Raw genomic sequence first — 26,391 nt, forward strand, 5'->3', positions numbered from 1 at the left:
AACAAACAGATGACCCACCGCACCATCAGCCTGCGCGCGGCGGGGACCGCCCTGGTCCTCGCCGTGCCCGAGGCCGGACTCCCGCACGTCCTGCACTGGGGCGCCGACCTGCCCGACGCCGAGGGGCTGGCCGCCGCCGCGGCGCCCTCCGCCGCGCACAACGACGTCGACCAGCCCCGGCGGCTGTCCCTGGTGCCCGTCCAGGGGGAGGGCTGGCGCGGCCACCCCGGGATCTCGGGCCACCACGAGGGCCGGGTCACCTTCCCCGAGTGGACCGTGCGCGAGGTCCTGGCGGACCCGTTGGAGGACGCCGCCCCCGGCGTGGGCGGGGCCCTCACGGTCCTGGCCGAGGCCGCGGGGATCGCGCTGCGCTGCGAGCTGCGCATGGAGGCCTCCGGGCTGGTCCGCGCCCGCAACACGGTCACCAACACCGACGCCGCGCCGTGGACCCTGGACGCCCTGCGGGTCACCCTGCCCCTGCCCCGCGAGGCGGGCGAGGTCCTGGACCTGACCGGCCGCTGGTGCCGTGAGCGCTCCCCCCAGCGACAGGAACTGGCGACGGGCACCCGCCTGCGCGCCTCGCGCCGGGGCCGGACCGGGCACGACGCCGCGCTGGTCCTGGCCGCCGGGACACCCGGGTTCGGGTTCCGCCACGGCGAGGTGTGGGGCGTGCACACCGCCTGGAGCGGCGACCACGTCCACCTGGCCGAACGCCTGCCCGAGGGCGCCGGGCAGGCCGACGCCGTGCTCGCGGGCGGCGAACTGCTCCACCCCGGCGAGGTGCGCCTGGACCGGGGCGCCTCCTACTCCACCCCGTGGGTGTTCCTCTCCTGGTCCGACCGGGGGCTGGACGGGCTGTCCGCGCGGATCCACCGCTGGCTGCGCGCCCGGCCCGCCCACCCCTCCACCCCGCGCCCGGTGGTGCTCAACACCTGGGAGGCCGTCTACTTCGACCACGACCTCGCCACCCTCAGGCGGCTCGCCGACACCGCCGCGCGGATCGGCGTGGAGCGGTTCGTGCTGGACGACGGATGGTTCCGGGGCCGCCGCGACGACACCGCCGGACTCGGCGACTGGACCGTGGACACCGGCGTGTGGCCCGGGGGCCTGCACCCGCTCTTCGACCACGTGCGCTCCCTGGGCATGCAGGTCGGGCTGTGGGTGGAGCCGGAGATGGTCAACCCCGACTCCGACCTGGCCCGCGCCCACCCCGAGTGGTTCCTGGCCGCCGAGGGGCGCCCGGCCCCGCCCAGCCGCCACCAGCAGCTCCTGGACCTGTCCCGCCCCGAGGCCTTCCGGTACGTGTTCGAGCACCTGGACGCGCTGGTCACCGAGTACCGGCCCGACTACCTCAAGTGGGACCACAACCGCGACCTGCTCGAACCCGTGCACGCCCCCACCGGCGCCGCCGGGACGCACCGCCAGACCCTGGCCGTCTACGCGCTGCTCGACCGGCTGCGCGCCGGGCACCCCGGCCTGGAGATCGAGTCGTGCTCCTCCGGCGGGGGCCGCGTGGACCTGGGGATCCTGGAGCGCACCGACCGCGTGTGGGCCTCCGACACCAACGACCCCCTGGAGCGGCTGGCCGTCCAGCGCTGGACCTCCCTGCTGCTGCCGCCCGAACTGGTCGGCAGCCACGTCGGCGGACGCACCGCGCACACCACCGGCCGCGACGCCGACCTGTCCTTCCGCTGCCTGGCCAGCCTCCTGTCCCACGCCGGGATCGAGTGGGACGTCACCCGCTGCACCGACGACGAGCTGGCCGCGCTGACCTCGTGGATCGCGCTGTACAAGGAACTGCGCCCGCTGCTGCACTCGGGCGAGGCCGTGCACGCCGACGCGCCCGACCCCGCCGAGCAGCTCGACGGGGTGGTCGCCCCGGACGGGAGCGAGGCGGTGTTCCGCTACGCCCGGCTGGCCACCTCCGTCCGCGCCCTGCCGGGGCGGGTCCGGCTGCCCGGCCTGCGCGAGGACCGCCTCTACCGCCTGACGTGGCGGCCGGAGGCGGGTACGCCCTCGACCACGCAGCGCGTGCTCCCGGAGTGGTTCGCCAGCGGCGGGGCCACCGTGTCGGGGGCGGTGCTCACCCGCTCGGGCGTGCAGCTGCCCAACCTCAACCCGTCCCAAGCCCTGCTCCTGCACCTGAGGGAGGCCTGACGTGCCCGCCATCCGCAAGCCCGCCTACCTGGAGGACTTCGCGCCCTCCGAGGGGACCCTCGCGCCCCGCGCCCGCTTCTCCTCCGACGCCCCGTCCCTGGACCTCAACGGCACGTGGCGGTTCCGGCTGCTCGACCGCGCGCGGGCCGACACCGACGGGTTCGAGGAGCCCGGCCACGACGACTCCGACTGGTCCGAACTGCCGGTGCCCGCCCACTGGCAGATGCACGGCCACGGCGCCCCCGCCTACACCAACATCTCCTACCCCTTCCCGATCGACCCCCCGTACGTGCCCGACGACAACCCGACCGGCGACCACCGGCGCGTCTTCGACCTTCCCCGGGAGTGGCCCGAGGGGGCGGCGGTCCTGCGCTTCGACGGGGTCGACTCCTGCTTCCGCGCGTGGCTGAACGGCACCGAGCTGGGCTTCTCCACCGGGAGCCGCCTGGCCGCCGAGTTCGAGGTCGGCCACCTGCTGCGCCCGGGGCGCAACACCCTGGCGGTGCGCGTCCACCAGTGGTCGGCGGCCAGCTACCTGGAGGACCAGGACATGTGGTGGCTGTCGGGGATCTTCCGCGACGTCACCCTCCTCGCCCGGCCCGCCGACGGGGTCGGCGACCTCGCGGTGAGCGCCGCCTACGACCACACCACGGGCACGGGTACCCTGCGCGTGGACGTGGCCGGATCCGCCGACGCCCTGGTCAGCGTTCCCGAACTGGGGCTGGTGGACGCCGCCGCCGGTGTGGACCACGGGGTCGGCGCGGTCGAGCCGTGGACGGCCGAGACGCCCCGCCTGTACGACCTGGAGGTGCGCACACCGGGGGAACGGGTCCGGACGCGGACGGGCTTTCGGACCGTGGAGGTCTCCGGCGGGCTCCTGCGGGTCAACGGCCGCCCCCTGCTGCTGCGGGGCGTGAACCGCCACGAGTGGCACCCCGACCACGGCCGCGCCGTGCCCCGGGAGACCATGCGCGAGGACGTGCTGCTGATGAAGCGGCACAACGTCAACGCCGTGCGCACCAGCCACTACCCGCCCCACCCGGACTTCCTGGACCTGTGCGACGAGCTGGGCCTGTGGGTCGTGGACGAGTGCGACCTGGAGACCCACGGGTTCGAGGAGGTCGGCTGGCGCGGCAACCCCTCCGACGACCCGCGCTGGCGCGAGGCCTACCTGGACCGGATGCGCCGCACCGTCGCGCGCGACCGCAACCACCCCAGCGTCGTCCTGTGGTCCCTGGGCAACGAGTCCGGGACCGGGGAGAACCTGCGGGCCATGGCGGAGTGGACCCGCGCACACGACCCCTCCCGGCCGCTCCACTACGAGGGGGACCGCGACAGCGCCTACGTGGACGTGTACTCGCGCATGTACGCGCCGCACGAGGAGGTGGACGCCATCGGCCGCCGGGAGGAGGCGCCGACCGCCGACCCGGCCGCCGACGGGCACCGGCGCGGACTGCCGTTCGTCCTGTGCGAGTACGGGCACGCCATGGGCACCGGCCCCGGCGGGCTGGAGGAGTACCAGCGGCTCTTCGAGGAGCACGAGCGCTGCCAGGGCGGGTTCGTCTGGGAGTGGATCGACCACGGGGTCCGCCGCCGCGAGCCGGACGGCACCGCGTGGTTCGCCTACGGCGGCGACTTCGGCGAGGCCCTGCACGACGGCAACTTCGTCGCGGACGGCCTGCTGCTGCCCGACCGCACGCCCAGTCCCGGGCTGGAGGCCTACGCCAAGACCGTCGAACCGGTCCGCGTGGTCCCCGACCCGGCCGCCGGGACCGTCCGCGTCACCAACACCTGGGACTTCCGGGACACCGCGGGCCTGGCCTTCGTCTGGCGGGTCGAGGGGGAGGGGATCCCCCTGGGGGAGGGCCCCCTGGACGTGCCGGTGCTCGCCGCCGGGGAGAGCGCCGAGGCGGTGCTGCCCGCACTGCCCGAGCCGTCCGGGGAGACCTGGCTGACCGTGTCCGTCCGGCTGGCCGAGGACCAGCCCTGGGCCCCGGCCGGGCACGAGCTGGCCTGGGGACAGGCCGAGGTGGGCGCCCCCGGGGAGCCGGGCGCGGCAGCGCCGGGGGTTCCGGGTGGGCAGGAAGGGACGAGTGCGTCGGAGAGGTCGGGCGCGCTGCGAGAGCCGCGGGAGCCGGGGGACCCGGGTGCGTGGCCGGGGGCGGAGGGAGCTGTCGTGCTTCCGGCGTCCGCCGGGCAGGACGGCACCGTGCGGATCGGCCCCGGCCTGCTGGACACGGGGACCGGCGCGCTGCTCTCCGTGGGCGGCCTGCCCGTGGACGCGCCGGCCGTGGACCTGTGGCGCGCTCCGACCGACAACGACGTGGCCCGGCACGGGGACTCCGTGGCCGTCCCCTGGCGCGCGGCGGGGCTGCACCGGCTCACCGAGCGCCTGCTGTCCACCGGCTGGGAGGACGGCGCGTTCGTCGTCCGGACACGGCTGGCTCCGGCGGCCCAGGAGTTCGGCATGCGCGCCGCCTACCGGTGGGGCGCCGACGGGGAGCGCCTGCTCCTGACCGTGGAGGCCGAGGCGGAGGGGGAGTGGCCCTGCCCGCTGCCGCGCTTCGGCGTGCACGTCGGCCTGCCCGCCTCCCTGGGCGAGGCGGAGTGGTTCGGCCGCGGACCCGGGGAGGCCTACCGGGACGTGTCCCAGGCCGCGCGGGTCGGCCGCTTCTCCAGCACGGTCGACGGCCTCCAGACGCCCTACCTGCGGCCCCAGGAGAACGGCAACCGCGTGGACGCCAGGTGGCTCGCCCTGCGGGCGGCGGACGGGACGGGCCTGCGGGTGGAGGGCGACCCGGTGTTCGACTTCACCGCGCGCCGCTGGGACACGGCGGCGCTCGACGCGGCCGACCACCCGCACGAACTGGTCCCCGGCGACCGGATCCACCTGCACCTGGACCAGGCGCACCAGGGCGTGGGCTCGGCCTCGTGCGGCCCCGGGGTGCTCCCCGCCCACCGCCTTGCGGCCGGGAGCCACCGCCTCCGGCTCGCCCTGGTCCCGCTGGGCTGAGTCCCCGGGCGGCGGTCGCCGCGCGGTGGTGGTCCGGGTCGGCACCACCGCCGCGACCGCCGCCGGGGCGCCCGTCCCCTGTGCGGGGGGGTGAGGGCCCCGCCCAGCACCGGGAAGCCCGGGGCCGTGGCGGTCAGCGGACCGGCCGGGGAAGGACACGGCCACCGCGGGCAGGCGTTCCGGGCCCCGGGACCGGAACGCGCGGGTCGGCAGGGAGCCGACCACGCCCAGGCAGGCGAACCCGAGCGCGTTCGGCGCGGTGGGGGCGCCTCGCGGCCGGGCCCGTCCGGGGAGGGAGAACCGTGTCCGGGGCCGGGAAACCGCGGAGGAGGGGTGGCCGCGGCCCCGGGGCCCTGCTGCGATGGAACCCCCACAACGAAAGGGGTTCCGCCCATGGCAGAGCCGACCGGACCCGCCGCCTCCCCCGCCCGGGGAGCCCCCCGCCTCGACCGCAGGTCCCTACGCGCCGACCTGCGCCGTCTGGTACCCGACACCGCCGCAGCCCTCGCCGTCACCTTCGCCCTCTTCGTCCTCCTCTACTCCCGCGTCGAGGCGGGCACCTCGCAGACCCTCGTGGTCATGCCCTTCCTCGCCGACGCCGACGAGTACTGGCTGTACTGGCTCTGCCAGGCCTTCGGCTGGTCCGGGCTGCTGTGGGCCTGGATCACCGTCATGCTCGGCCTGCTCCGCTCGACCGCCCCCCTGCCCGGGGCGCCGGTCTCCCACGCCCGGATCGAACGCTGGCACCGCGTCATGAGCCTGACCACCATCGGGCTCATGTTCGCCCACGCCCTCGCCTTCTTCCTCGAACTCGTCCGGGACAACGAGGACGGACTGGGCTGGGGCGGGCGCCTGTCCTCCGCGTTCGTGGACACCTTCGTGCCCGGCGGCTACTCCTCCGGGACCGGGCAGGTCGCCATCCTCATCGGCCTGATCGCCTTCTACCTGGCGATCCCTCTCGGCCTCGCCTACTACGTGCGCTCCTGGACCGGGACGCGCGTGTGGCGGGCCCTGCACCGGTTCGTCATCGTCGTCTACGCGCTCAGCGTGTGGCACACCCTGCTCTACGGAACGAACGTGTGGTTCGACGGCTGGTTCCGCACGGCGGTGTGGGCGCTCCAGCTCCCCGTGGCCCTCCTGCTGCTGGCCCGGCTCCTGGCGCCGCTGCGCGCGGACGAGCGCCTCACCCCGGGCGACCTCGCGGGAGGGCGCAGGCTCAGGGGACTCGCCCGCGCGGGTGCGCGTCTGGGCGTCGCGGCCGCCGTCGTCGTCCTGCTCGCCGTGACCGTCACCGGTCGCGACGGGGGCAGGACGCCGGGGGCCGGGAGCGGGGAGATGCTGGTGACCCAGAGCATGGTCTGGGGCGGGCTCGCCCTCCTGCTCACGGTGATCGGCGCGGTCGTCCTCGCGCTGCGCGGGCGCCCCGCGCGGGAGTGACGAGGACGCGCACGCGGGCGGGGGGAGCGTGTCGGCGCGTCCGCGCGCCATGAGGGTCGGGCGGGCGCGCACGCGGGCGGGGAGGCCCCTGTCGGTGCCTCCCCGCCCGGGATCGCGCGGAACCCCCTATCTCCCGGGCTTGTCGTCCCGGGTCAGGGCGTCCTTGGCCTTCTCGCCCGCCTGCTTGAACTTCGAGGTGTTCTTCTCGGCCTTGCCCTCGGCCTGCCACTGCTGGTTGTCCGTGGCCTCGCCGAGCTTCTCCTTGGCCTTGCCCTTCAATTCGTCGGCCTTGTTCCTGGCCTGGTCGCCTGCGGACATGTGCGCCTCCCACTCGGTGTTCGCTCCTGTGGGCAGACCCCTGACCGCCGGGCGGGGGCACGAACCGTGGTCCCGGTAAAAAATCCGACAAAAAGGTCAGAGGGGAGATGTCGCCTGGGTCCTGTTTTTTGAACCGGCCTCAGCTCGGGGGGTCCGTCCGGGCGCCCGAACACGGACCGAAGCGAAGGTCCAAAAAACACTGCCTAGGCTCCGGGGGCGACCGTGGCCACCGAGTCGAACGGGGCGTGCGTGCCCACCCGGTTGCTGATGCCCTCGCGCACCATCTCCTTGGCCACGTCGGCGGCCGGTCCCACGTCGCCGCCCTTGGCCAGCTCGGCGGTGATCGCGGCGGCGAAGGTGCAGCCCGCGCCGCTCACCCTGGCGTTCCCGATCTTGGGGGCGCTGAGGACGACCGTCTCCTCGCCGTCGAAGTACACGTCCACGGCGTCCGGGCCCGGCAGCTCCACGCCGCCCTTGACGATGACATGCCGCGGCCCCAGTTCGTGGATGCGGCGGGCGGCCTCGACCAGGTCGTCCACCGTCTCCAGCGCCTCCATCCCCGCGAGGGTGCGCGCCTCGAAGAGGTTGGGCGTGATCACGGTGGCCAGCGGCAGGATCTGCGCGGTGAGCGCCTTGTCGGTGTCCAGGGCCGCGCCCGGCTCCTGGCCCTTGCAGATCAGCACGGGGTCCAGGACCACGTGCCGCCACGGCTGGCGCCGGAGCCCCTCGGCGACCACGTCGATGGTGTCCGGGGTGCCCAGCATGCCGATCTTGACCACGTCCAGGTCGTGGCAGGAGGTGGCCGCCTCGATCTGGTCGGCGATGACCTCGGGGGCCACGGGGACGAAGCGGTGGCCCCAGCCGTTCTTCGGGTCGAAGGACACGATGCAGGTGATCGTCCCCATGCCGTAGACGCCCAGCTCCTGGAAGGCCTTGAGGTCGGCCTGGATGCCGGCGCCTCCTGTGGCCTCCGACCCTGCGATCACGTACGCGCGGTTGGTCATCGGGGAACCCCCTCGTCTCGGTGTGCTGTTGCGGAGTCCGCGGCCCCCACCTGCCCGCGAACCCCCGAACAATTGCACCACAGCGGACAGACCCGACGTTCCTCCAGGTCGGGGCGGCCGATCCGCGACGCCCCGGCCGGATCCTTCCAGGATCTGGACGGCATAAAAATATTACCGTATTATTTTTTCATGGCACGAACAGCGGACCACGAGGAGCGCAGGCGGCAGGTCGCCCGCGCGCTCCTGAGCACGGTGGGGGAGCGGGGGCTGGCGCGGACCACCCTCGCCGACGTCGCCGACCGGGCCGGCGTCTCGGTCGGCCTGGTGCAGCGCTACTTCCGCACCAAGTCGCAACTGCTGCGCTTCGGCGTGGAGTACCTCTACAAGCAGGGCGCCGACCGGCTGACGGCGGTGAACACCGACGGGCCGCCGATCGCCTCGGCCCGCGATTGGGTCTCCCGCGCGGCGCGGACCCTGCTGCCGCTCGACGACGAACGCCGCGCCGAGCTGACCGTGTGGCTGGAGTTCCTGCCGGCCACGATGACCGACCCGGAGATGTCGCGCCTGCACAAGGACACCACCGCCGAGCTGGTGGGCGTGTTCACGCAGGTGATGGACGAGGCGGTGCGCCGGGGCGAACTCCCGCCCGGCACGGACACGGCGGCCGAGGCCGCCGGGCTCGTCGCCCTCGTGGACGGCCTGACCGTGCACCACCTCATCACCGGCGACGACGCCTTCTCCGAGAGCGCGGTCCGCGCCGCGCTCGCCACCCACCTGGACCGGCTCTTCCCCGCCCCCGAGGGGCCGTGAACCCGTGAACCCGTACGAGCCAGAGCCCGAGGGGGCCGCTATGACCAGCACGACACCGCGGAGCACGGCCACGGCCCGCCCGACCACCCGGCTGCCCCTGCTCGACGTCCTGCGCGGCGTCGCCATCATGGGCACCCTGGGCACCAACGTGTGGCTGTTCGCCGCACCGGGCGCCGAGGCGGGCATCATCTTCGTCCCGGACTCGATCGGCCCGATGGCGGCCTTCCGCGAGGACCCGTCGGCGGCGACCCTGGCGCAGGGCCTGTTCGCCTTCGCCGCCAACGGCAAGTTCCTGGCCCTGCTCACCCTGCTCTTCGGTGTGGGGCTGGCCATCCAGTTCCGCTCCGCGGCCAGGCGCGGCGGGCGCTGGCCCGGCCCCTACAAGTGGCGGGCGCTGTTCCTGTTCGCCGAGGGGCTCGTGCACTTCACGCTGGTCTTCGCCGCGGACGTGCTCATGGGCTACGCGGCGGCCTCGATCGTGGTGGCCTGGCTGCTCACCCGGTCGGAACGGGCGCAGAACGCCGTGATGTGGACGTGCGCCGCCCTCCACCTGGCCTTCGTCGGCCTGGTCACGGCCGCGCTCCTGTCCGAACCGGATCCGCAGGGCGCCGAGGTCCCGCCCGAGGCCGTGGAACTGTACGCCGAAGGCGGTTACCTGGAGCAGGTCGCCTTCCGGCTCGACAACGCGCTGCTGTTCCGGGCCGAACCGGTCGTCACCTTCGCCCTGATGGTGTTCATGTTCCTGCTGGGCGTACGGCTCCTCCGCGCCGGGGCCTTCGGCGGCGACGACACCGGCCGCCGGATCCGGGGCCGCCTGCTCGCCTGGGGGCTGGGGATCGGGCTGCCGGTCAACCTGGCCACGTCCCTGGCCGGACCCGACCTGTTCATGCTGGACCGCTACGCCGCCGCGCCCGTCGTGGCGCTCGGCCTGGTCGGCGCGGTCGGCTGGGTCGTGGACCGGGCGAACCCCGCCGGACGGGGGATCACCGCCGTGTCCTCCCTGGGGCGGATGGCGATGAGCGGCTACGTCGCGCAGAACGTCGTCTGCATGCTGGTCTGCTACGGCTTCGGCCTGGGGCTGGCCGCACGCCTGGCCGACACCGGCCCGTGGTGGGTGATGGGCCTGTGGGCGTCGGTGTGCGCCCTGCTCCTGACCGTCTCGACGCTCTGGCTGCGCCGCTTCCGGGCGGGGCCGCTGGAGGCGTTGCAGAAGGCCGTGCTGGCGCGGGTGCCCGAACGCCGCTGACCGCCCCGCCGGGGGGACCCTCCGAGGGGCCCCGCACGCCGCGTCCGCCGAGGGCGGACGAGCCGGTGCCGGAGCGAGGGACGGCCCGGCACCGGGCGGCGTGCGGGGGAGGCCCCCGTCAGATCTGGTAGACGGGGGTCTGGGGCGTGTTCCACCGCGTGGGAGTGCCCTTGGACCCGAAGAAGTCGCCGCCCTTGCGCAGGGCGTCGTCGGTGCCCCAGGCCTCGTCGCGGCCGACCTTGCGCAGGTGCGGGATGTGCTTGCGGCAGTGGATGTAGGCCTCCTCCACGTGCACCACCGTCCACAGCACCGCCTTCTGCCCCGGGACCTCGGGCTCGGGCAGGCCGCGGACGTGGCGCCGCAGCTCCACGTCCTCCAGCAGGGACGCGCGGCCGTTGACGTGCAGTCCGATGCGGTCGTGCGTGAAGTCCAGGAACATCAGGCCCACGTGCGGGTTCTCCAGGATGTTGCCCGCGCTGGCGAAGACGCCGTTGCCCCGGAACTCGGGATAGGTCAGGGTGTGCTCGTCGATCACGTGGACGAAGCCGGGCGGGCCCGCGCGGAAGCTGGAGTCGCACTCGCCGTGCCGGTCGGAGGTGGCGATGAACATCATCTCCTGCCGGGCGACGAACTCGCGCATGAGCGGGTTCAGGTGGTCGAGCATCTGGTCTCGGTAGAAGCGTTCGGCGCGTTCGCTCGTGCCGTTCAGCGCCTGGACGCGGTGCTCACCCTCGCTGCCGGGAACGTGCCGTGGGGAGGTCTCGCGCATCACTGCCTCTCGGTGGGGCTGGTGGGGCCGGTGGGGCTGGTGTGACTGTTCAGGGACTCAGGGGCCGCTGCTGTCGGGGAGGAGGGGGGTCGGGGAAGGGAGTGCGGACGCGCCGGGGCGTCAGCCGGTGCCTTCGGGGTGAGGCCGCCGCGCCGCGGCACGGGTCAGCGTGTCGGGGCGTCGGCCCGCCGGTAGGGGGAGGCCCCCTCGGCGGAGGGGCCGGGCTGGGGCGGCGCGGGTGGTGCGGACGGCGCGGGCGGTGCGGGGCGCTCCTCGGCCGGGGACGCGGCGGCCCTGCCGTGCCTGGCCGTCTCGGACCCGGCGTGCCTGGCCGTCCGGGACTCACCCGACCCGGCCGACCCGCCCGACCCGCCCGACCCGCCCGACCCGGCCGACCCGCCCGACTCGGCCTCGCGCGCCCCCGCGAGCATGTTGGCGGTGATCCACTCGTAGACCACGATCCAGGCGGAGCTCATGGAGGAGGACCAGGTCGGCGAGACCTCGCTGACCGCGCGCACCAGGGCACGGCCCACGTAGGGGTAGTGCTCGGGCTTGATGTCCATGTCCCGCTTGTGCTGGGCGCCCAGCCGCCTCAGGTACCCGGCGACCTCCTCGGGCTCGTCGAGGTAGCGGACGACCTCCAGCAGGGCGAAGGCCATGCGCTCCTTCTGCGTCTGCATGTTCGCGGGGAACATGTCGCGGACGGCGGGCGCCATCTCGAACAGGTTCTGGTAGAAGCGGTCGGCCAGACGGGTGGAGCCGGGCGGTAACGCGGAGCACGACTGCCGGACCGCCTCGATGACGGCGGGGGCGGGGAGCGGTACCTCTTCGATGGAGCGGGGAGACAAGGAAGCCTCCAATCAGGTCGCGGAAAGGGCTGTGCCACGGGGGTGCACGTACCACCGTGGTGACGGAGCGTAGTCATGCCGGGGGTGCGGACACGCGTTCCCCACTGGTTCGCCGACCGAGGGGACACGTGCGGGCTCCACGCGCGCGGAGCCGGACGACCGGACGCGCGCGGGAGGGCCTCAGCTCACCGCTGGCCCGGCGGAGTCCCGGGGAACGGATGGGCCGCCCCGGCGGCCGGTTCCGCCCTTCGGGTACTCCCAGCCTCCGGCGCTCCTGACGGGGCCGTGTGCGCGGGCTGGGGCGAAGGGGACGGACGTAGCGCTCCTTCGGCAGTAGCGGGGGTGTCGGGAACCCTCATCGCTGCCTCGTCTTCTTCCGGATTCAGTACACATCCAAGGTTCGGATAGCGCTGAATGCCACGTGAGGGGTGAGCGACGACCGTTTCAACGTTCGCTACCCCCTTTACTGTGCCTGTTGTGGCAATGTAACAGAAATGTCGACGTTTGAGGATATTACCCTCTGGTAGCGCATGAGGCCACAGTGCTACCTGAGTTATCAGTGACAACTTTCGTCCTTCGTGTGACAGACGGCCTCCGTGCACCGTCCGGAGGGAGCGCGTCAACCGATCGGTTGACGCCGCGATCCACCGATCCCGTGGCCGGGCGGGCGATCCGCGGCGCACCCGCCGCGGGCGATGCTCGGGACATGCCGATCATCGACGTCAGGAACCTGCACAAGCGCTACGGGGAGAAGGTCGTCGTCGACGACGTGTCCTTCTCCGTCGAGGAGGGTGAGATCTTCGGGATCCTCGGCTCCAACGGGGCCGGGAAGACCACCACGGTCGAGTGCGTCGCGGGGATGCGCCCCACCGACGCGGGGTCGATCACCGTGCTCGGCCAAGACCCGAGGCGGGAGCGGGACGGGGTCCGCCAGCGCCTCGGCATCCAGCTCCAGGAGGCGCGGCTGCCCGACCGGATCAGGGTCGGGGAGGCCCTCGACCTCTACGCCTCCTTCTACCGCTCCCCGGCCGACACCGGTCAGCTCATGGAGAGGCTGGGCATCGCCGACAAGCGCGACACCCAGTACCGCAGGCTGTCCGGGGGACAGAAGCAGAGGGTGTCCATCGCCCTGGCCCTCGTGGGCCGACCCGCGGTGACCATCCTCGACGAGCTGACCACGGGACTGGACCCCCAGGCGCGCAGGGACACCTGGGACCTCATCGAGGATGTGCGCGAATCCGGGGTCACGGTCGTGCTCGTCACCCACTTCATGGACGAGGCCGAGCGGCTCTGCGACCGGCTCGCGCTGATCGACTCGGGCCGCGTCGCCGCCCTGGACACCCCGGACGGGCTCGTCACGCGGGCCAGCCCGGAGCAGCGGGTGACCTTCCGCGCGCCCCCCGGGTTCGACGAGCAGCTGCTCACCGCGCGGCCCGAGGTGGTCTCCGCGCACCGCAGGGGACGCCAGGTCCGGGTGGCCGGGCGGGACGACCTGCTCCACGCCGTGACCTCCGTCCTGGCCCGCGAGCACGTCGTCGCCGAGGACCTGCGCGTGGAGCGCTCCAGCCTGGACGACGCGTTCGTCGTCCTGACCGGAAGGGCCCTCGAATCATGAGCACCGACACCAGGAGGAGAGCCACCGTGTCCACCCTGCTGCGCGTCACCGCGACCGAGGCCCGGCTGCTGACGCGCGAGCCCGTGGCGGTCAGCGTCGGCATCCTGCTGCCCACCGCGCTCCTGCTCGGGCTCGGCGCCCTGCCGACGCTGCGGGAGCCCTCCCCGGAGTTCGGCGGCCTGCGCTTCGTCGACACCTGGGCTCCCATGGCCCTGATCCTCGGCATGGGGATCCTGTGCGTCCAGCACCTGCCGACCACCCTGGCCGCCTACCGGGAGCGGGGCGTCCTGCGCCGGATGTCGACCACGCCGATGCACCCCGGAACGCTCCTGAGCGCGCAGATCATCGTGGTCTCCGCCGCGGCGGCCGTCTCCGCCGCGCTCCTGGTGCTGTCCTCCTGGCTGGTCTTGGACGTCGAGCCGCCGAGCCGGCCGCTGCTGTTCACCGCCGCGTTCGCCGTCGGGACCGCCTCGCTCATCGCGCTGGGGGTCCTCATCGCCGCCGTGGCGCCCAGCGCGGGCGCGGCCAACGGCCTGTCGATGACGCTGTACATGCTCCTGCTGCTCCTGGGCGGGGTCTTCCTGCCGCAGAACGCCCTGCCCGACCTCCTGGTGCGCGCGGGGGAGTTCGCGCCGCCCGGCGCCCGGCTCCTGCTGGAGAGCTGGTCGGGCGGAGCCGGGGACGCGGGGCTGCCGCAACTCGCCCAACTGGCGATAATGGCGGGGATCGCCGTGGCGGCCGCGGCGCTGGCGGCCCGACTGTTCCGATGGGAGTGAGCGGCGGATGAGCCGACGGAGCACCGGGGCGGACGCCGTGCGGGACTGGGACCGGTGGTGGGACGGGTTCCTCGCCGCCGCCCCCTGGGCCCTGCTGCTGCCCTCGGCGGCGCTGGTCCTGTCCCGGCCCGTGGCGGACTGGACCGAGCACGCGGTCACCGTCGGCCTGACCGCGCTCACCGCCGCCTGGGTGCTCCTCGGGTACACGCCGCCGTGGCGGGACGGCCGACCGCTGCCCGCCGGGATCCACTTCGCGGTGCTCCTCGCGCTGGCCTCGGCGCTGATGGCGCACGACACCCTGTTCATGATGTTCACGGTCTCGCTGTTCTTCCGCGCGATGGCGCTGCCCCGGCGGCTGACCCTCGTCGGGATCGCGGCCACCGCGGTCGCGCTGTACACGAACACGATGGGATTCCCCGGAACGGACACGGAGCGGCCGTTCCTGGAGCACCTGTTCGTCTACGTCGGCGTGATCACCATCCAGACCGTGGCCGTCGGCGGAGGGCTCGTGATCGCGTCCAAGGCGGCCGAACAGCACCGGGAGCGCCGGGTGACGGTGGCCAGGCTGGAGGCGGCCCTGGAGGAGAACGCCGGGCTGCACGCGCAGCTCCTCACCCAGGCCCGGGAGGCCGGGGTGTTGGACGAGCGCCAGCGGATGGCACGGGAGATCCACGACACCCTGGCCCAGGGGCTCGCCGGGATCGTGACGCAGATCCAGGCGGCGCAGCGGGTGTGGGAGGACCCCGGGGCGGCGCGTCCGCACGCGGACCGCGCGCTCGGCCTGGCGCGGGAGAGCCTGGCCGAGGCCCGGCGCTCCGTGCAGGCCCTGCGCCCCGGGCAGCTGGCGGAGAGCCAGCTGCCCGAGGCCCTGGGCGAACTCACCCGCCGCTGGGCGGAGGAGCACGGCGTCCGTCCCGACCTCGACGTCACCGGCGAACGCGTCGCACTGAGCCCGGCGATCGAGGTGGTCCTCTTCCGGGTGGCCCAGGAGGCGCTCACCAACGTCGCCAGGCACGCCGACGCCTCGCGCGTGGGCGTGACCCTGTCCTACTCCGACGACGTCGTCCTGCTCGACGTGCGCGACGACGGCAGGGGCATCACGGGACACAACCAGCACGGGTTCGGGCTCAGCAGCATGCGCCAGCGCGTGCGCGGGATCGGAGGAGCGTTGGAGATCGAGAGCGGCGAGGGGGAGGGCACCGCCGTCAGCGCCACGGTGCCCGCGATTCCGGTGGGGGCGGCGTGATCCGGGTCCTGATCGCCGACGACCACCCGGTCGTGCGCGACGGCCTGCGCGGAGCCTTCACCGCGCAGGACGACATCGAGGTGGTCGGCGAGGCCGCCAACGGCCGCGAGGCGGTCGAACTGGTCGGACGGCTGGCCGTGGACGTGGTGCTGATGGACCTGCGCATGCCGGTCCTGTCCGGCGTCGGGGCGATCGCCGTCCTGTCCCGGGAGCGGCCGGACGTGCGCGTCCTCGTCCTCACCACCTTCGACAGCGAGAGCGACGTGCTCCCGGCGATCGAGGCCGGGGCCACCGGCTACCTGCTCAAGGACGCCTCCCCCGACGAACTCCTGCGCGGGGTGCGCGCGGTGCACCGGGGGGAGTCGGTCCTGGCGCCGACCGCGGTCCGGCACCTGATGGGTCAGGTCCGCAGACCCGCCGGTCAGAGCCTGAGCGACCGCGAACTGCAGGTGCTGGGGCTCGTCGCCGACGGCGCGTCCAACCGGGCCGCGGCGGCGCGGTTGTTCATCAGCGAGGCGAGCATCAAGACCCACCTCCAGCACGTGTACAACAAGCTCGGCGTGCGCGACCGGGCCGCTGCGGTCGCCGAGGCGTACCGGCGCGGCCTCCTGGGGTAGTCCCCGGTCCCCGGTCCCCGGTCCGCTGCTTTCGCCTCCGATTACCCCGGAGGGTGATTAGTCAGATACTCTCCGCTTGTGTCCGGGGTGGTGACCCCGGGCCGTACGAGCGGGAAGTAGGCGCGATGGACGCGTTTGGACATGGCGGGGACCCGGGGCCATGGGACGGTTTCGGGGGGCGGCGGGGGATGGACGCGCGTCCCGGTGCCGAGCCGGACGCGCCGGACCCGCGGGGCGGGCCCGACCGGCTGCGGTTCGCGTTCCGACTGGTCGACGGTGCGGACGAGTACGGGCTGGTGTTCTCCTTCGCCCGCCTCGGCGGCGCGGCGGGAGGGGGCGCGGAGGCCCACCAGGCGGTCTGGTACGTGGCCGACCGGAGCGCACGCGTGCACGGCGGCGAGTCGTGGGTGGACCAGGGGTGCGTCGACGCCGTCCGCGCCCTCGTCGGGGCCGACCGGGTCACCGACCCGCGGGTGCGCCGTGCGCTCCTGGACACCCTCTCCCAGGGGCGCCTGCCCGAACCCGACCGCCTGCTCCCGCGCGCGGCGCGGTGGCGGGAGGCGCCCCTGGACCTGGACGCCGGGGACGTGGTGCTCGTGCGGGGGGACGGGCACGGCGGTCTCCTCGTCGAGGCGCGGGGGGAGGAGTCCGGTTTCCGGCTGCGGCTGTCCCCGCCCGGGGACGGAGGCCGACCGCGCGAGCACGTCGGCACGGCCCGCGCCTCCACGGACGCGGCCGGGGCCGCGAGCCCCGAGGCCCCCGTCCTGGAGGCCCCCGTCCTGGAGGCCCCCGTCCTGGAGGCCGCGAGCCTGGAGGCCGCGGGGGTCCTCCACTTCCGGGGCCGATCCGCGCGGGTCACGGGCCGGGGCTGGCACGAGCGCGCGTTCGGCGGGGACATCCTCCCCGCGCGGGACGGCCGCGACGCCTCCTGGTCCCGTGCCCGCGTCCGCCTGGACAACGGATGGGAGCTGGCCGTCCACCGCACCGGCGGGGCCGACGCCCCGGACGGGACCCCGGCCGCGTGCGGGGCGACGGCCGTGCTGTCCTCCCCGGACGGGGAGCGCGTCGAGGCGCCCGCGACCCTGCTCGGCCTGCGCCCCTGGACGTCCCTGACCACCCTCAACACCTATCCCACGGCCTGCGACGTGGAGGTCCCGCTCCTGGACCTGCGGCTCCGGACCACGGCGTGGTTCCCGCGCCAGGAGGCGGTCTCGGTCACCGCCCCCTCCGGGAGGCTGGAGGCCCACGCCGACGCCGAGGGCACGATGGGCGGCCGCCCGGTCCGCGGCCACGGACTGTGGGAGGTCTTCCCCGACAACCGGATCGAGGACTTCGAGCGCCACGTCACCCGCATCCGCGCGGTCACCCGCCAGGAGATCGACCGCCTCTACCCGGCGGAGCCGGACGCGCGCTCCCTGACGGAGCTGGCCGGGACCGAGCACCGGCCCGAACGTCTCGACGGCGCGGTGCTGGAGGACCTGCACGCGTCGCTCGTGGGCCCGGTCCGGCACACCACCGCGGGCCTGGGCAGGAGCTGGCGCTCCTACGTCTCGATGGCGGCCATCGAGCTGTTCGGCGTCGACAGCGAGCCCTACCGGCCCCTGGTGGCAGCCGCCGAGCTCCTGCACACCGGCAGCCTCATCGTCGACGACGTCGAGGACCGCTCACCGCTGCGGCGGGGCCGACCCGCGGCCCACGTCGTCTTCGGCGAGGCGGTCGCCGTCAACGCGGGCACGGCGGCCTACTTCGCGCTGGACCGCGTCCTGAACCGGGTCCTGCCCGACGACGCGGCCCTGAGGCTGCGCGTCTACCAGGTCTACCTACGGGTGCTGCGGGCCGGACACGGCGGACAGGCGATCGACATCGCGGGCCACCGGGCCGCGATGGACGAGGCCGTGGAGACGGGCGACGCCGAGGCGCTCCTGCGGCGGGTGCGCTCGGGCCACTGGCTCAAGACCGCGGCGCCCGTGCGGGGGCTGGCCGAGATCGGCGCGCTCGTCGCCGGCGCCCGGGAGGAGCAGTTCCGGGCGCTGGGCGAGTACTTCGACGCCGTGGGGCTGGCCTACCAGATCTCCGACGACGTCATGGACCTGCGCGGCCTCACCGCGCCCGCCGGGGGCGGCGGGCGCTCGGCGACCAAGCACACCGCCGAGGACCTGCGCGCGGGCAAGGTCACGATGCCGCTGGCCCACGCCGTGGCCCTGCTGCCGCCCCGCCGGGTGCGCGAGCTCTGGTACGCGGTGCGCGACGGCGACGCCGACGAGGCGACCGTGGCCGCCGCCGCGGCGTCCCTGGAGGAGTGCGGCGCGGTCGCCGCCTGCACCGGGGAGGCCCGGGACCTGGTCGAGCGGACGTGGAAGCCCCTGCGGGACCTCGTGCCCTGCACCTGGGCCTCCGTCATGATGGGCGCCCTCGGCGCCTACGCCGCCCGCAGGGAACGCGAGTAGTAGCGGCGACCCCCTTCCCCCTCCCTCACGAGTGAGCAGACCGATGTCACACGCACCCACCCCCACACCGGCGCTGCGGGTCCGCGGCGTCCACAAGTCCTACGGCCGCCACCACGTGCTGCGCGGCGCCGAACTCGAACTCCCCGAGGCCTGCCTGGCCGGACTGGTCGGGGAGAACGGCTCCGGCAAGTCCACCCTGCTGCGCATCCTCTCGGGCGTCCTCGCCCCCGACCGCGGCACCGTCGAGCACCCCGGCAGCCTGGGCTACTGCCCCCAGCACACGGTGCTGAACCCGGCCTTCACCGTCTCCCAGCACCTGCGCCTCTTCCAGGTCGCGCACGACCTGCCCGACCTGTCCCGCGCCCGCGAACTCCTCGACGTCCTCGGGTTCGCCGAGTACCTCCACCACCGGGTCTCCACGCTCAGCGGCGGCACCCGCCAGAAGCTCAACCTCACCCTCGCGCTGATGCACGACCCGCACCTGCTGCTCCTGGACGAGCCCTACCAGGGGTTCGACTGGGACACCTACGAGCGGTTCTGGCGGCTGGCGGCCGACCTGCGGGACCGGGGCCGCTCCGTGCTGGTGGTCTCGCACATCGCCTTCGACACGGTGCGCTTCGACCGCCTGTGGCGGCTGGAGGGCGGGCGTCTGGTGGAGGGGGCGTCCTCGTCGGCGCCCTCGGCCCCCGCGGCGGCGGAGGGCCGGTGATGCGCCGCGCCTGGACCCGTTACGCCACCGCCACCCGCATGGCCCTGCTGGAGCACCTGCGCAACCGGCTGGCGCTGGTCCTGGTGGTGCTCTTCATCCCCGTCTGGATCACCCTGGTCTACCTGGTGATCGCCGACGCCGACGTGCGGTTCCTCCTGCGCGCCACCGGGGAGGCCGTCACCGTGCACGGCAACCACGTCAGCAAGATCTCCGGCGCCGTCAACGCCGTCACGCTGATCGTCGGGTTCATGATGTTCATCGTCACCTACCGCTCCTTCGGGTTCGACCAGCGGCTGGCGATGGCCGGGTACCCGCGCCTGCACCTGCTCGCGGCCAAGCTCACGGCGCTGGTCACGGCCTCGGCGCTGGTCTGCGCCTACGCGGTGGCGGTGATCTGCTGGTACTGGGTCCCCGAACAGCCGTTCATGCTCTGGCTCTCCCTGCTGGGGTCCGCGCTGGCCTTCGGCGGGATCGGGGTGATGCTGGCGGCCCTGCTCCGGGGGGAGCTGGAGGGCATGTTCTGCATCGTCATGCTGTCCATCATCGACATGGGGCTGCAGAACCCGGTGGCCAACCCGTCCTCGGACAGCGACGTCGTGCGCTACCTGCCCACCTACGGCACCATGCAGACCGGGGTCGCCGCGGGCTTCCAGGACACGGTGCCGCTCGCGTACCTGCTGCTGGGGCCGGCGTGGTTCCTGGCCACGGTGGCGGTGGCGGGGACGGCGTTCCGCCTGCGCACCCGGGACCGCAGCCGGTCCTTCGTCCGCCCGCGTGCCCTCCGGTCGCGCCCGGTCCGTGCGGACTGAGTGACGGCGCCGCGCCCGCCGGACCCGGACGGCGGCGCGGCGCCGGAGGTTTTTCTCGCGCCGGAAAAGACGGGAAACGGATGACGAAGCGCCGTGGAAAATCCGGAGGAGGGTTTTAACGGCGGTGGAAATTGCGTTCCCGGGGGCGGTCGGTCGCTTTTTCCCGAACCTTCCGTCGGGGGCGCGACAAGCCCCTCTGGTCAGGCGGTCCGGCCTGGTTCGGCGGGCTGTTCCGACCCTCTTCCCGGCAGGGCACGCGGAGCTTTTACGGGAATATCCAACGGCGCTTTCTGGTTGGAAAAGACAACAGGAGTGCGGGCCGGTGGTGAGGGCCCGCCGCAACGCCGCTCCGGTGCCCGAGACGGCGGGCGGGAGCGGAGGCCGTGGGGAGGAGCGGTGCAGCACACCGAACACATGCCGTACGACGAGGTCCTGGCCGACGCCGACCTCGGCGCGATGACTCCGGAGGCGCTGGCCTCCCTCGAACGCTTCGGGCGTGAGGTCTCCGCGGCCGCGCGCCGGGCCCTGCGGGCGCACGCCGAGGCGGGGGAGACCGCCTCCGCGGCCCGCGCGTGGAACGTCCTGGCCTCGGCCGACGGGGACTACTCCGTACGCGAGGCGGCGCACGTCCTCAACCGCGACCCCGCCATCTCCACCGGGCAGCGCCGACTGTTCTCCTTCATCCGCGCCAGCGGAATGGTCTCCCCGGACGACGACGTGCCTAGGGCCCGGCACGAACGGCACCTGCGCCTGCGGCCCACGTCCTACGACCACCCCCGCACGGGCAGGCGCGTGCCGGGGAGGCCGCAGCTGCGGGTCACCGCCGAGGGGCTGCGGTACCTGCACCGGAGGCTGGCCGGACACACCGCCCCGGCCCTGGACGAGGCGGCGTAGGGCCCGCGGGGCGCACGCCGCGTCCGCCACCGCCCGCGGGCACGGTGCGGAACGCGCCCGGCGGCGCGCGCCAGAACCCTCGCGCGTGCTCCCGGGCCCCCGGCGCGCGCCGGGGGCCCTCGCGCGTCAGGACAGGCGCAGGTCCACGCGGGCGGTCCCTGCCGGAACCGACACCAGGGTGCCGTCGTCGGTCACGGTGACCTCCGCCCCGGTGCCATCGGTCTCGGCCCCGCCAGTGCCGACCAGCAGCACCCGCCACCCGTGGGCCGGAGCGGCCCCGGCCTCCACGGTGACCCCGCCCCCCGAGCGCTCGGTCCGGAAGATCGCGGCGGCCGAGCCGTCGGCGGACGGCACGACCGTGGTGGTCGCCGTGGCCGCCTCCCCGGCACCGTACACGCGCAGGGTCAGCCCGTCCGTGTAGTCGTAGTCGGGCCGGTCGTCCACCGCGCCGACCGGCAGGACCGCGTTCGGCCGCACCAGCAGGGGCAGGGAGTCGAACCCGTGGGTCTCGCGGCGCCAGACCGGGCCCCGCACCGTCTCGCCCGTGATCAGGTGGGTCCACACGCCCTCGGGGACGTAGTACTCCACGGAGCCGTCCGCGCTCAGCACCGGGGCGACCAGCAGGTCCTCACCCAGCATGTACTGCGTGTCCAGGTGGTGGCAGGTCGGGTCGTCGGGGAACTCCAGCAGCATCGCGCGCATCACGGGCGTCCCCTCCCGGTGGGCCTGCACGGCCGCGCCGAACAGGTAGGGCATGAGCGCGCACTTGAGCCGGGTGAACACGCGGGCCACCTCGGTGGACTCCTCGTCGAAGTCCCACGGCACCCGGTAGGAGCGGCTGCCGTGCAGCCTGCTGTGCGAGGAGAGCAGGCCGAACGCGAGCCAGCGCTTGAACACCGCGGCGTCGGGGGTGCCCTCGAAGCCGCCGATGTCGTGGCTCCAGAACCCGAACCCCGACAGCCCCAGGGACAGGCCGCCGCGCAGGCTCTCCGCCATCGCCTCGAACGTCGAGGCGCAGTCGCCGCCCCAGTGCACCGGGAAGCTCTGCCCGCCCGCCGTGGCCGAGCGCGCGAACAGGACGGCCTCGCCCTCACCGCGCTCGCGCTTCAGCAGGTCGAACACCGTCTCGTTGTACAGGTGCGTGTAGTAGTTGTGCATGGCCTGCGGGTCGGAGCCGTCCGACCACACCACGTCGGTCGGCACCCGCTCGCCGAAGTCGGTCTTGAAGCAGTCCACACCCATGTCGAGCAGGACCTTGAGCTTTCCGGCGTACCACGCGCGGGCGTCGGCGGACGTGAAGTCCACCAGCGCCATCCCCGCCTGCCACATGTCCCACTGCCACACGGTCCCGTCCGGCCGCCGGACCAGGTGCCCCAGCCGGGAGCCCTCCTCGAACAGCGCCGACCGCTGGGCGATGTAGGGGTTGATCCACACGCAGGTCCGCAGCCCGCGCCCCTTGAGTCGGGAGAGCATGCCCACGGGATCGGGGAACAGCTCCGGGTCCCACTCGAAGTCGCACCAGTGGAACTCGCGCATCCAGAAGCAGTCGAAGTGGAACACGCTGAGCGGCACGCCCCGCTCCGCCATGCCGTCGATGAAGCGGTTGACCGTGTCCTCGTCGTAGGAGGTGGTGAACGACGTGGACAGCCACAGCCCGAACGACCACCGCGGCGGCAGCGCGGGGCGGCCGGTGAGCGCGGTGTACCGGGCCAGGATCTCCTTGGGGCTCTCCCCGTGGATCACGTAGTAGGTCAGGGCGTGGTCCTCCACGCTGAACTGCACGCGGCCCACCGACTCCGAGCCGACCTCGAACGACACCGGCCCCGAGTGCGCCACGAACACCCCGTAGCCCCGGTTGGTCAGGTAGAACGGCACGTTCTTGTAGGCCTGCTCGCTGCTCGTGCCGCCGTCGGCCTGCCAGATGTCCACGGTCTGGCCGTTGCGCGTGAACGGCGTGAACCGCTCGCCCATGCCGTACACCAGCTCGCGGATCCCCAGCGACAGCTGCCCGAGCATGTGGTGGGAGCCGTCCGCGTCCTCCATGAACGCGGTGCCCTTGGCGTCGGAGCCGGTCAGCACGGCGCCGCCCGCGCGGAACTCCATCCGCCAGGGGCCCTCGGTGGCCACCCGCAGCGACAGCTCCCCGCTGGTCAGCTCCACCGAGGAGCCGTCCCGCGCCACCGAGGGGGCGGCGCCGGGGTCGCTGCGCACGTCGAACTCCGGCGCGCGCCGGACCGAGCCCGCCAGGTGCGTGCTCCGCACACCGATCACACCGGGCGCGGGCGACCAGCAGTCCACCGTGATCAGCGGTGTGTTGAGCGTGTCCCCCCGGTGCCCGATCGGGCGCACCGGGGCGTAGAGGGTGAACCGGTCGTCGTGCACCCGCACGTCGCGGGCCTCGCGCGCGCGGTTGGCGCGCACGCCCTCCCTCATCTGCCAGAAGCCGTCGGTGAACTTCATGGGCGTCCCTTCCCTGTCGTCGTGGTCTCGGTTCGCCGGTGGTGCGGGCGGCGGGTCACTTGATCGACCCCCCGGAGATCCCGGCCGCCACGTATTTCTGCGCGACGACCAGGAGCACCGCCGCGGGGATCGAGGAGAGGACGGCCACGGCCATGACGGCGCCCCAGTCGCCGACGTGCGCGCCGATGTACTCGTAGATGCCGAGCGTCACGGGCTTGACCGCGTCGGTCGTGTTCAGCGTCAGCGCGAACAGGAAGTCCGACCACGCGAACAGGAAGGTGAACAGGCTGCCCGTGATCAGCGCGTTGCGGCTCATCGGCAGCACGATCGAGACCAGCACGCGCAGGCGTCCGCCGCCGTCGAGCATCCCGGCCTCCAGCACCTCCTCGGGGATGGACACCATGAACGCGCGCAGCAGGACGATCGTGAAGGGGATGCCCAGGGACGCGTCGGCCAGGATCAGCCCGAGGTAGGAGTTGACCAGATCCAGTTCGACGTAGGCGTTGTACAGCGCGTTGGCCACGACGATGCCCGGGACCATCTGGGTGATCAGGGTGGCGAACACGACCGTCTCCGCGCCGCGCAGCCGGAACCGGGCCAGGGCGTAGGCCGCCGGGGCGGCCACCGCCAGGCAGACCGCGACCGCGCCGAGCGCCACCAGGATCGAGGTGAGCAGGTTGCCCGCCTGCGACTCCCACGCCCGCTGGAAGTTGCCGAGGTCGAGCGTGCGCGGGAACCACCGCAGCTCCACCATCGCGGCGCCCGGTTGCAGCGCCGTGTTGACCATCCAGTACAGCGGGAACAGCAGCACGGCCAGGACCAGGACGCCGAACACCGCGCTCACGGCGTCGCCCCGCGCCCTGCGCGTCACGCGCGGGCGCCGGGGCCGCGCGGCGGCCGGTGCCCCGCCGCTCCGGGACGGGCCCGCCGGGGAGGGGGCGGTGCTCTCGGGTGCGGCGCTCATCGGGTGACACCTCCACGGTTGGCGCGCAGGTAGATGACCGCGAACACCATGCTGACGAGGATCAGGACGTTGCCGACCACGGCCCCCTGGCCGAAGTCGAGCTGGAGGAAGGACAGCTGGTAGGTGAGGGTGCCCAGGGTCTCCGTGGAGTGCGCCGGACCGCCGTTGGTCAGCGCCAGGATCAGGTCCAGGATCTTCACGGTCGACATGAAGCCCAGCACCAGCACCACGGTCACGACGGGCCGCAGCAGGGGCAGGGTCACCCCGAAGAAGGTGCGCAGCGGGCCCGCGCCGTCGAGCACGGCCGCCTCGCGCAGCTCCGCGGGGATCTCCTGGAGCCCGCCGTAGAGGATCACCATGTTGAAGGGGATGCCGATCCAGATGTTGACCAGCACCACCGACAGCAGCGCGAAGTCGGGGCTGCTCAGCCAGGGCACGGCCGACGACGTGATCTGGAGCGCCTGGAGCGACTCGTTCAGCACGCCGGTCTCCTGGTCCAGGACCCTGCGCCAGACGGTGCCGGCCACCACCATCGGGATCAGCCACGGCAGCAGGAGCAGGGACCGCATGATCCCCGACAGCGGGAAGCGGCGGCTGAAGAAGACCGCCAGCGCCATGCCGATGCAGAACTGCCCCGCCAGCGATCCCAGTGTGAACAGCAGGGTGTGCCACAGGGACGCGCCGAACAGCTCGTTGGCGAAGACCGCCCGCCAGTTCTCCAGCCCGTTGAACGGCGCCTCCCCCGTGAAGTACGTGGAGAAGGTGTAGTCCTGGAAGCTCATCGCCACGTTGCGGACCAGCGGGTACCCGAAGAACAGCAGCATGTACAGCAGCGCCGGGGCGACGAACAGCCACTTGGTGAGGTTCTGGCGCCCGCGCGCCGTGGTCGCCGTCCTCGCGGTCGCCGTCGCCGTGGGCCTCGTCCCCGTCGCCGTCATGACCGGGCCTCCAGCTCCGCCTCGACCCGCGCCTGGGCGCGTTCCATGGCCTCCCGCGGGCTCGCCTCGCCGGTGAGCGCCGCCTGGAGCGCGGTGCCGATGGCCTGGGAGTAGGCGTTCCACTCGGTGCCGGCGTGCTCGGTCCGGCTGCGCGCCGTGCGCACCTGGTCCACGAACGGGGCCAGCTCCGGGACCAGGTCGCGGTACTGCTCGGCCGCCCCGGTGTCCACGGGCACGTTGCTGCCCTTGGTGGACCAGTCCAGCTGCGCCTCGGCCGTGGTCAGGCAGGCCACGAGTTCGGCGGCCACGCGTTCGCGGTCGGGGTCCTCGGCGTTGACCGGCACGGTGAAGGTCGTCCCGCCGATCGGCGCCACCGAGGTGTCCCCGGCCTCGGGCACGGGGATCTCCGCCACGGCCCACTCCAGGTCGGGGTGCTCCTGGAGGACCGGCAGCTGCCAGGGGCCGTTCACCATCATGGCCGCGTTGCCCGCGATGAACTGGTCGTTGACGTCGGCCTGGGTCCAGTTGACCACCGAGGGGGAGACCGATCCCGCCTCGACCAGCGAGGTGACGTACTCCAGTGCCTCCACCGACTCCGGTGAGGCCAGCTCCCTCTCGTCGCCGCCGTTGGACCACAGCCACGGCAGGAACTGGTAGACGCCGTCCTCGGTGGCCAGGGCGCTGATCGCCAGGCCGTAGCGCCCGCCCCCGGTCAGCTCGGCGGCGGCCTCCTCCAGCTCAGCCCAGGTCCGGGGAGGGTCGATGCCCGCCTCCTCCAGGGCGGCCGCGTTGTAGAAGAGGCCGAGGGAGTTCACCGACCGGGCGGCGCCGTAGTACACGCCCTCGTAGCTGCCGATGGACAGCGCGCCCTCGGACAGGCCGTCCGTGGGTATGCCGAGTTCCTCCAGCGGTACCAGGCCCCCGGCCGCCGCGAACTGCGGCAGGTCCGAGCCGTCGAGGTTGAGCACGTCGGGGAGCGAGTCGGAGGAGGCCATCCGCAGGGCCTTGGGCACGAGCTGGTCGGCGGGCACGCTGATGTGGCGCACCTCCACGCCCACCTGTTCCCCGCAGGCGTCCATCGCCTCCTGGTCCCAGGTGTGGTAGGGCTCGTCGGTGCTGGAGTCCATGATGGTGTACACGCTCGGGTCGCGTTCGGCCGCGCAGCCGACTCCGGTCAGGGCGAGCGCCGCGGCGCAGACGGCCGCCGACGCCGTTCGTAGCGGGCGGTGCGGGTGTCGGTACAGGTGTTCGCGCATGTCGGGGGGCCTTCTCGGCGGGGGCGGGTGTCAACGCGCCGGTCGCGTCGGGGGCTGG

21 protein-coding genes are annotated in these 26,391 nt (G+C 73.6%); 13 read left to right on the top strand and 8 right to left on the bottom strand.

The features are described 5' to 3' along the window. The first annotated feature begins 9 nt into the window (after positions 1 to 9). From UIS43_RS20165 to UIS43_RS20175, 3 genes are all read left to right on the top strand, one after another. The gene (locus UIS43_RS20165) at positions 10 to 2,157 is read left to right on the top strand and encodes an alpha-galactosidase (RefSeq protein ID WP_370011280.1); all 2,148 of its coding nucleotides are present in this window, start codon (positions 10 to 12) and stop codon (positions 2,155 to 2,157) included. 1 nt (position 2,158) lies between these two features. After that, positions 2,159 to 5,170 (top strand): glycoside hydrolase family 2 TIM barrel-domain containing protein, encoded by a 3,012-nt coding sequence (locus UIS43_RS20170; RefSeq protein WP_370011283.1) that lies wholly within the window; start codon positions 2,159 to 2,161, stop codon positions 5,168 to 5,170. Between the two features lie 393 nt (positions 5,171 to 5,563). After that, a complete protein-coding gene (locus UIS43_RS20175) occupies positions 5,564 to 6,607 on the top strand; it encodes a ferric reductase-like transmembrane domain-containing protein (RefSeq protein WP_071621107.1) in 1,044 nt (347 codons plus the stop codon). Positions 6,608 to 6,733: 126 nt separating this feature from the next. Here UIS43_RS20175 and UIS43_RS20180 read toward each other — a convergent pair whose 3' ends face one another. Together UIS43_RS20180 and thiD are read right to left on the bottom strand one after the other, a co-directional pair. After that, positions 6,734 to 6,925: a CsbD family protein gene (locus UIS43_RS20180; protein ID WP_013155903.1), complete on the bottom strand. Its 192-nt coding sequence runs from the start codon at positions 6,923 to 6,925 to the stop codon at positions 6,734 to 6,736. Positions 6,926 to 7,128: 203 nt separating this feature from the next. Next, positions 7,129 to 7,929, bottom strand: coding sequence for a bifunctional hydroxymethylpyrimidine kinase/phosphomethylpyrimidine kinase (gene thiD, locus UIS43_RS20185; RefSeq protein ID WP_013155904.1), 801 nt, complete (start codon positions 7,927 to 7,929; stop codon positions 7,129 to 7,131). 189 nt (positions 7,930 to 8,118) lie between these two features. On the opposite strand from thiD, the gene UIS43_RS20190 reads away from it, so the two are divergent. Together UIS43_RS20190 and UIS43_RS20195 are read left to right on the top strand one after the other, a co-directional pair. Beyond that, the gene (locus UIS43_RS20190) at positions 8,119 to 8,739 is read left to right on the top strand and encodes a TetR/AcrR family transcriptional regulator (protein ID WP_071621109.1); all 621 of its coding nucleotides are present in this window, start codon (positions 8,119 to 8,121) and stop codon (positions 8,737 to 8,739) included. Positions 8,740 to 8,779: 40 nt separating this feature from the next. After that, on the top strand, positions 8,780 to 9,985 hold the full coding sequence (locus UIS43_RS20195; protein WP_013155906.1) for a DUF418 domain-containing protein: 1,206 nt from the start codon (positions 8,780 to 8,782) through the stop codon (positions 9,983 to 9,985). A gap of 118 nt (positions 9,986 to 10,103) precedes the next feature. On the opposite strand, the gene UIS43_RS20200 is transcribed toward UIS43_RS20195, so the two are convergent. Together UIS43_RS20200 and UIS43_RS20205 are read right to left on the bottom strand one after the other, a co-directional pair. Then, on the bottom strand, positions 10,104 to 10,754 hold the full coding sequence (locus tag UIS43_RS20200; RefSeq protein ID WP_013155907.1) for a pyridoxamine 5'-phosphate oxidase family protein: 651 nt from the start codon (positions 10,752 to 10,754) through the stop codon (positions 10,104 to 10,106). A gap of 164 nt (positions 10,755 to 10,918) precedes the next feature. Beyond that, complete coding sequence (locus tag UIS43_RS20205; RefSeq protein WP_370011289.1) at positions 10,919 to 11,602, bottom strand: globin domain-containing protein; 684 nt, start codon at positions 11,600 to 11,602, stop codon at positions 10,919 to 10,921. 706 nt (positions 11,603 to 12,308) lie between these two features. Here UIS43_RS20205 and UIS43_RS20210 point away from each other — a divergent pair. The 8 genes from UIS43_RS20210 (at position 12,309) to UIS43_RS20245 (ending at position 20,715) form a co-directional block, all read left to right on the top strand. Further along, the gene (locus UIS43_RS20210) at positions 12,309 to 13,217 is read left to right on the top strand and encodes an ABC transporter ATP-binding protein (RefSeq protein WP_013155909.1); all 909 of its coding nucleotides are present in this window, start codon (positions 12,309 to 12,311) and stop codon (positions 13,215 to 13,217) included. After that, positions 13,214 to 13,993, top strand: a complete 780-nt coding sequence (locus UIS43_RS20215) for an ABC transporter permease (RefSeq protein WP_041553377.1) — start codon at positions 13,214 to 13,216, stop codon at positions 13,991 to 13,993. The genes UIS43_RS20210 and UIS43_RS20215 overlap by 4 nt, the downstream gene beginning before the upstream one ends. Positions 13,994 to 14,000: 7 nt before the next feature. Further along, positions 14,001 to 15,239: a sensor histidine kinase gene (locus UIS43_RS20220; protein WP_013155911.1), complete on the top strand. Its 1,239-nt coding sequence runs from the start codon at positions 14,001 to 14,003 to the stop codon at positions 15,237 to 15,239. Then, positions 15,236 to 15,856, top strand: coding sequence for a response regulator transcription factor (locus UIS43_RS20225; RefSeq protein WP_019609388.1), 621 nt, complete (start codon positions 15,236 to 15,238; stop codon positions 15,854 to 15,856). Before UIS43_RS20220 ends, UIS43_RS20225 begins: the two co-directional genes overlap by 4 nt. A gap of 188 nt (positions 15,857 to 16,044) precedes the next feature. Then, entirely contained in the window at positions 16,045 to 18,303 is a 2,259-nt protein-coding gene (locus UIS43_RS20230; RefSeq protein WP_370011293.1) for a polyprenyl synthetase family protein, read from the top strand. Between the two features lie 43 nt (positions 18,304 to 18,346). Then, positions 18,347 to 19,012 carry an ATP-binding cassette domain-containing protein gene (locus UIS43_RS20235; protein ID WP_013155914.1) on the top strand — a complete coding sequence of 222 codons (666 nt, stop codon included), beginning with the start codon at positions 18,347 to 18,349 and terminating at the stop codon, positions 19,010 to 19,012. Beyond that, on the top strand, positions 19,012 to 19,821 hold the full coding sequence (locus UIS43_RS20240) for a hypothetical protein (protein WP_071621118.1): 810 nt from the start codon (positions 19,012 to 19,014) through the stop codon (positions 19,819 to 19,821). Before UIS43_RS20235 ends, UIS43_RS20240 begins: the two co-directional genes overlap by 1 nt. Positions 19,822 to 20,217: 396 nt before the next feature. Further along, positions 20,218 to 20,715: a phage antirepressor KilAC domain-containing protein gene (locus tag UIS43_RS20245; protein ID WP_019609392.1), complete on the top strand. Its 498-nt coding sequence runs from the start codon at positions 20,218 to 20,220 to the stop codon at positions 20,713 to 20,715. A gap of 126 nt (positions 20,716 to 20,841) precedes the next feature. Here the strand turns inward: UIS43_RS20245 and yicI are convergent, their stop codons facing one another. The 4 genes from yicI to UIS43_RS20265 are packed head-to-tail and all read right to left on the bottom strand — an operon-like array spanning position 20,842 to position 26,333. Beyond that, the gene (yicI, locus tag UIS43_RS20250) at positions 20,842 to 23,175 is read right to left on the bottom strand and encodes an alpha-xylosidase (RefSeq protein ID WP_370011297.1); all 2,334 of its coding nucleotides are present in this window, start codon (positions 23,173 to 23,175) and stop codon (positions 20,842 to 20,844) included. Positions 23,176 to 23,230: 55 nt separating this feature from the next. Then, positions 23,231 to 24,139 carry a carbohydrate ABC transporter permease gene (locus UIS43_RS20255; protein WP_013155918.1) on the bottom strand — a complete coding sequence of 303 codons (909 nt, stop codon included), beginning with the start codon at positions 24,137 to 24,139 and terminating at the stop codon, positions 23,231 to 23,233. Continuing rightward, complete coding sequence (locus UIS43_RS20260; RefSeq protein ID WP_358169396.1) at positions 24,136 to 25,077, bottom strand: sugar ABC transporter permease; 942 nt, start codon at positions 25,075 to 25,077, stop codon at positions 24,136 to 24,138. Before UIS43_RS20260 ends, UIS43_RS20255 begins: the two co-directional genes overlap by 4 nt. Further along, positions 25,074 to 26,333, bottom strand: coding sequence for a sugar ABC transporter substrate-binding protein (locus UIS43_RS20265; RefSeq protein ID WP_013155920.1), 1,260 nt, complete (start codon positions 26,331 to 26,333; stop codon positions 25,074 to 25,076). The genes UIS43_RS20260 and UIS43_RS20265 overlap by 4 nt, the downstream gene beginning before the upstream one ends. Between the last annotated feature and the right edge of the window lie 58 nt (positions 26,334 to 26,391).

This window comes from Nocardiopsis sp. LDBS0036 (assembly GCF_041228755.1).
GTDB lineage: Bacteria > Actinomycetota > Actinomycetes > Streptosporangiales > Streptosporangiaceae > Nocardiopsis > Nocardiopsis dassonvillei.

What these genes read in the sequence shown, in the direction of transcription:
- UIS43_RS20165 (WP_370011280.1), top strand. Translation starts at nt 10, where the DNA reads ATGACCCACCGCACCATCAGCCTGCGCGCGGCGGGGACCGCCCTGGTC.
- UIS43_RS20175 (WP_071621107.1), top strand. Translation starts at nt 5,564, where the DNA reads ATGGCAGAGCCGACCGGACCCGCCGCCTCCCCCGCCCGGGGAGCCCCC.
- UIS43_RS20180 (WP_013155903.1), bottom strand. Translation starts at nt 6,925, where the DNA reads ATGTCCGCAGGCGACCAGGCCAGGAACAAGGCCGACGAATTGAAGGGC.
- thiD (WP_013155904.1), bottom strand. Translation starts at nt 7,929, where the DNA reads ATGACCAACCGCGCGTACGTGATCGCAGGGTCGGAGGCCACAGGAGGC.
- UIS43_RS20190 (WP_071621109.1), top strand. Translation starts at nt 8,119, where the DNA reads ATGGCACGAACAGCGGACCACGAGGAGCGCAGGCGGCAGGTCGCCCGC.
- UIS43_RS20195 (WP_013155906.1), top strand. Translation starts at nt 8,780, where the DNA reads ATGACCAGCACGACACCGCGGAGCACGGCCACGGCCCGCCCGACCACC.
- UIS43_RS20200 (WP_013155907.1), bottom strand. Translation starts at nt 10,754, where the DNA reads ATGCGCGAGACCTCCCCACGGCACGTTCCCGGCAGCGAGGGTGAGCAC.
- UIS43_RS20210 (WP_013155909.1), top strand. Translation starts at nt 12,309, where the DNA reads ATGCCGATCATCGACGTCAGGAACCTGCACAAGCGCTACGGGGAGAAG.
- UIS43_RS20215 (WP_041553377.1), top strand. Translation starts at nt 13,214, where the DNA reads ATGAGCACCGACACCAGGAGGAGAGCCACCGTGTCCACCCTGCTGCGC.
- UIS43_RS20220 (WP_013155911.1), top strand. Translation starts at nt 14,001, where the DNA reads ATGAGCCGACGGAGCACCGGGGCGGACGCCGTGCGGGACTGGGACCGG.
- UIS43_RS20230 (WP_370011293.1), top strand. Translation starts at nt 16,045, where the DNA reads ATGGACGCGCGTCCCGGTGCCGAGCCGGACGCGCCGGACCCGCGGGGC.
- UIS43_RS20235 (WP_013155914.1), top strand. Translation starts at nt 18,347, where the DNA reads ATGTCACACGCACCCACCCCCACACCGGCGCTGCGGGTCCGCGGCGTC.
- UIS43_RS20240 (WP_071621118.1), top strand. Translation starts at nt 19,012, where the DNA reads ATGCGCCGCGCCTGGACCCGTTACGCCACCGCCACCCGCATGGCCCTG.
- yicI (WP_370011297.1), bottom strand. Translation starts at nt 23,175, where the DNA reads ATGAAGTTCACCGACGGCTTCTGGCAGATGAGGGAGGGCGTGCGCGCC.
- UIS43_RS20255 (WP_013155918.1), bottom strand. Translation starts at nt 24,139, where the DNA reads ATGAGCGCCGCACCCGAGAGCACCGCCCCCTCCCCGGCGGGCCCGTCC.
- UIS43_RS20260 (WP_358169396.1), bottom strand. Translation starts at nt 25,077, where the DNA reads ATGACGGCGACGGGGACGAGGCCCACGGCGACGGCGACCGCGAGGACG.
- UIS43_RS20265 (WP_013155920.1), bottom strand. Translation starts at nt 26,333, where the DNA reads ATGCGCGAACACCTGTACCGACACCCGCACCGCCCGCTACGAACGGCG.